Source organism: Thermomonas sp., from assembly GCF_019104945.1.
Taxonomy (GTDB): Bacteria; Pseudomonadota; Gammaproteobacteria; order Xanthomonadales; family Xanthomonadaceae; genus Thermomonas.
In genome coordinates, this window is record NZ_JAHRWW010000050.1 from 1 (window position 1) to 4,375 (window position 4,375).

General features: G+C 58.4%; 3 protein-coding genes, 1 tRNA gene and 1 riboswitch. Of the genes, 1 reads left to right on the forward strand and 3 read right to left on the reverse strand.

The genetic code is table 11. From position 1 onward, the window contains the following. The 3 genes from KUL77_RS11640 to KUL77_RS11650 form a co-directional block, all read right to left on the reverse strand. Positions 1 to 73 (reverse strand) — tRNA-Lys (locus KUL77_RS11640). Between the two features lie 291 nt (positions 74 to 364). Beyond that, the gene (ahcY, locus tag KUL77_RS11645; RefSeq protein ID WP_297147353.1) at positions 365 to 1,807 is read right to left on the reverse strand and encodes an adenosylhomocysteinase; all 1,443 of its coding nucleotides are present in this window, start codon (positions 1,805 to 1,807) and stop codon (positions 365 to 367) included. A gap of 50 nt (positions 1,808 to 1,857) precedes the next feature. Beyond that, a riboswitch (S-adenosyl-L-homocysteine riboswitch) is annotated at positions 1,858 to 1,939 on the reverse strand. Positions 1,940 to 1,959: 20 nt separating this feature from the next. Next, positions 1,960 to 3,837 (reverse strand): ATP-binding cassette domain-containing protein, encoded by a 1,878-nt coding sequence (locus tag KUL77_RS11650; RefSeq protein ID WP_297147356.1) that lies wholly within the window; start codon positions 3,835 to 3,837, stop codon positions 1,960 to 1,962. Between the two features lie 57 nt (positions 3,838 to 3,894). Between KUL77_RS11650 and KUL77_RS11655 the strand changes: the two genes are divergently transcribed. After that, positions 3,895 to 4,375 (forward strand): redoxin domain-containing protein (locus tag KUL77_RS11655; RefSeq protein ID WP_297147359.1); only part of this gene is annotated, 481 nt, incomplete at its 3' end.

Sequence of the window (4,375 nt, forward strand, 5' to 3'; positions counted from 1 at the left end):
TGATCCGCCTGGGGCTCGAACCCAGGACCCCATCCTTAAAAGGGATGTGCTCTACCTGCTGAGCTAGCGAATCAGCCTAAATGCTTTCTTGCAAAAGCGAGTGCAAAGATAAAACCTTTATTTTATTTTTCCAACTGATCATGCGACAAAAAACCACTTTTTTTACTCTTTAAAGATAATTATTTCGGAATCAATTCCTTTGCTGCTTTCCTTCTCAATCTCTTACCTAAAAAAGCTAAACGCTAATATTCCAAACCGCTGTCCTTCAAACCAATCCCACTATCCAAGCTGAAACCTGTAACCTGAATCCTGACAGCTGATAGCTGAACGCTGACTGCTGAGACCTAATTTTCGCTGACCGCTCTCAATACCTGTAATGCTCCGGCTTGTAGGGTCCATCCACCGGTACACCAATATAATCGGCCTGATTCCGTGTAAGGGTTGTCAGTTTCACGCCTATCTGTTCCAGATGCAACCGGGCCACCTCTTCATCCAGCTGCTTCGGCAGGCGATACACACCAACCTCATAATCATGCTGCCAAAGATCGATTTGCGCCAGTGTCTGGTTGGAGAAAGAGTTGCTCATCACAAAGGAGGGGTGCCCCGTGGCACATCCAAGGTTCACCAGGCGTCCTTCGGCGAGGAGGAAAAGAGAATTGCCGGCAGGAAAAGTGTACTTGTCCACCTGTGGTTTGATATTCAGATGTGTGATTCCCGGAAAATTAAACAGTTTATCCACCTGTATCTCGTTGTCGAAATGACCGATGTTGCAGACGATGGCTTGGTCCTTCATCGCCTGCATATGCGCGGCGGTGATGATGTCCTTGTTGCCGGTGGTGGTCACGTAGATGTCGGCGCGGCCCAGCGTGTCTTCCACGGTGGTCACTTCATAGCCTTCCATCGCCGCCTGCAACGCGCAGATCGGGTCGATCTCAGTGACGATCACGCGTGCGCCGTAAGCGCGCAGCGAGGCGGCAGAGCCCTTGCCCACGTCGCCATAGCCGCAGACCACCGCCACCTTCCCAGCCAGCATCACGTCCATCGCGCGCTTGAGGCCATCGGCCAGCGATTCGCGGCAGCCGTACAGGTTGTCGAACTTGGACTTGGTCACCGAGTCGTTGACGTTGATCGCTGGCACTAGCAGCTTGCCTGCTTCCGCGATTTGATACAGGCGGTGCACGCCGGTGGTGGTCTCTTCCGATACGCCCTTCCAGTCTTTCACCACGCGCGTCCAGTAGCCGGGGCGCTCGCTGGCGACGCGCTTGAGCAGGTTCTTGATCACCTGTTCTTCGTGGCTGCCCGAAGCGGAGTTCACCCAACTGTTATCGCCCTGTTCCAGCTCATAGCCCTTGTGGATCAGCAGGGTGACGTCGCCGCCATCATCCACCACCAGTTCCGGGCCAGTCAGCGTGCCGTCGGCCAGGGTGAAGGTCAGCGCGTCCAGCGTGCAGTCCCAGTATTCCTCCAGCGTCTCGCCCTTCCATGCGAACACGGGGGTGCCGGTGGCGGCGATCGCGGCGGCGGCGTGGTCTTGGGTGCTGAAGATATTGCAGGACGCCCAGCGCACGTCGGCGCCGATGTCCTTCAGGGTTTCGATCAGCACCGCGGTCTGGATCGTCATGTGCAGCGAGCCGGTCACGCGCACCCCAGCCAGCGGCTTGGTGGCAGCGTGCTTGGCGCGAATCGCCATCAAGCCGGGCATCTCGTGCTCGGCGATGTCCAGTTCCTTGCGGCCCCAGTCGGCCAGCGAAATATCGGCGACTTTGTAATCGCCTTCGGTCGAAAAAGTTCTGTTTGCAGTGCTCATCATGGCGCTCCGGTTTTAGCCCGTTTCCCTTGGGAAAGGGCAGGTCATAAGAAAACCGGGCGCCGTTATGTGAATGCCAAGCCTGGTGAGGCAGGCTTCAAAAGCCGACCCATCGCAGCGCCCCTTGGCGAACGCAAAATTATACCGGGTGTTCAGCCGTCTAGCGTTTCCCAGCGGGCATAGGCGGTGTCTAGTTCAGCTTGCAGCGTAGCGAGCTCGGTATTGACGCGTTGCTGCGCAGCGGCGTCTTGTTTGTAAAACGAAGCATCTTGCATGGCCGCGGTACGTGCGGCGATGTCGGTTTCAAGTTGCTCGATCTTTGCGGGCAGTTGCTCCAGTTCGCGCTGGTCTTTGTAGCTGAGCTTTTTCTTCGCTGGAGCAGGGGGCGCGACGGTGGTTGCTGAGGCTGCAGGCGGTGTGATGGTTGACTTTTCGGCAGCAGCAGAAGGGTTTGTGGCGGGCTTCTGGCGCAGCCAGTCGCTATAGCCGCCTACGTATTCGGCAAGTTTGCCATCGCCTTCCAGCGCTAGCGTGCTGGTGACCACATTGTCGAGGAAGTCGCGGTCGTGGCTGACCAACAGCAGGGTGCCGCTGTAATCCAGCAGCAGCTCTTCCAGCAGTTCGAGCGTCTCCACGTCGAGGTCGTTGGTCGGTTCGTCCATCACCAACAGGTTGGACGGCTGGGCGAACAGCCGCGCCAGCAGCAGGCGGTTGCGTTCGCCGCCGGACAGGCGGGTGATCGGCGCGCGCGCGCGCTCCGGCGAGAACAGGAAATCCTGTAGGTAGCCGATGATGTGTTTGCGACTGCCGTTGATCTCGACGAAATCGGCGCCGCCGGCCACGTTCTCGATCGCGTTGCGGGTCTCGTCCAGTTGGCTGCGGTGCTGGTCGAAATAGGCGATCTGTAGCTGGGTGCCCAGTTCCACTTGGCCCGCATCCGGTGTGAGCTGACCGAGCAAAATCTTCAGCAGGGTGGACTTGCCGCTGCCATTGGGGCCGATGATGCCGATCTTGTCGCCGCGCAGGATGGTGGTGGCGGCGTCACGCAGGATGACCCGTTCGCCGAAACGCTGCGAGACGCCGGTCATTTCGATGACTTTCTTGCCCGACGACTGTGCACTGGCGGCTTCCATCTTGACCTTGCCAGTCAACTCGCGGCGCTGCGCGCGTTCGTTGCGCATCGCCTTCAGCGCGCGAACGCGGCCTTCGTTGCGGGTGCGGCGGGCCTTGATACCCTGCCGGATCCACACTTCTTCCTGCGCTAAGAGTTTGTCGAAGCGGGCGTTTTCTTGCGCCTGCGCGTGCAGGCGTTCTTCGCGCCGACGCAAATAATTGTCGTAATCACCGGGCCAGCTGGTGAGTTGACCGCGATCAATTTCGATGATGCGAGTGGCCAGCGCGCGCAGGAAGCTGCGGTCGTGGGTGATAAAGACAATGCTGCCGCTGAATGACTTCAGAAAGCCTTCGAGCCAGTCGATTGCTTCAATATCCAAATGGTTGGTCGGTTCGTCGAGCAGTAGCACGTCGGGCGCGCGCACCAGTGCTTGTGCAAGCAAAACGCGGCGCTTCATACCGCCGGACAGTGCAGAAAATTCGGCCTCTTCCGGAAGTTCCAACCGTTCTAATACTTGCTGCACGCGGCGGTCTAAGTCCCACCCATGCTGGGCTTCGATCTGCGTCTGTGCGGCGGCCATCGCGTCCATGTCGCCTTCGTGCACGGCGTGGTGATAGCGCGCCAACAGTGTGCCCAGATCGCCCAGCCCCTGCGCAACCACGTCGAAGATCGTGCCTTGGGTGTCCTGCGGCACTTCCTGCGCCATCCGCGCCACCACCACGCCACCCTGCAGGCGGATTTCGCCGTCGTCGGGCTTGATCGTGCCGTCCATCAGCCGCATCAAGGTGGACTTGCCAGCCCCGTTGCGGCCCACGATGCAGACGCGCTCGTTCGGCTCAATAGTGAAATTGATCTGCTCTAGCAGTAGCGGGCCGCCGACGCTGAAGTCGACGTTTTGAAATTGAATCAGAGGCATGCGGCTATTTTACCTGCCTAGGTGCACAATGCTGAAAAGGGCTTTGTGGATAGGCACATGGACTCGTTAGAGCTGGCTCCAGAACTTCAAGTGGCACAATGGATCAATACGCTCACCCCCGTGACCTTGGCGGGGTTACGCGGCAAGGTGGTGGTGGTTGAGGCCTTTCAAATGCTGTGTCCTGGCTGCGTTATGCACGGGCTGCCGCAGGCACAGCGCGTTCAGCGGGCTTTTCATAATGAAGATGTTGCCGTTATTGGCCTGCATACGGTATTTGAACACCACGCGGCGATGACGCCGGTATCGCTGCAAGCATTTTTGTACGAATACCGCATCACCTTTCCAGTGGGTGTTGATGCACCTTCCAGCGACGGCCCGGTACCACGCACGATGGCCGCCTACAGTATGCGCGGCACGCCCACATTGCTGCTTATCGATCGTAAAGGCTATTTGCGCCACCATCATTTTGGCCAAGTGGATGACCTTGTCCTTGGCGCGCAAATTGCGATGCTGGCGGCGGAGCCGGTATTGGCGGGGC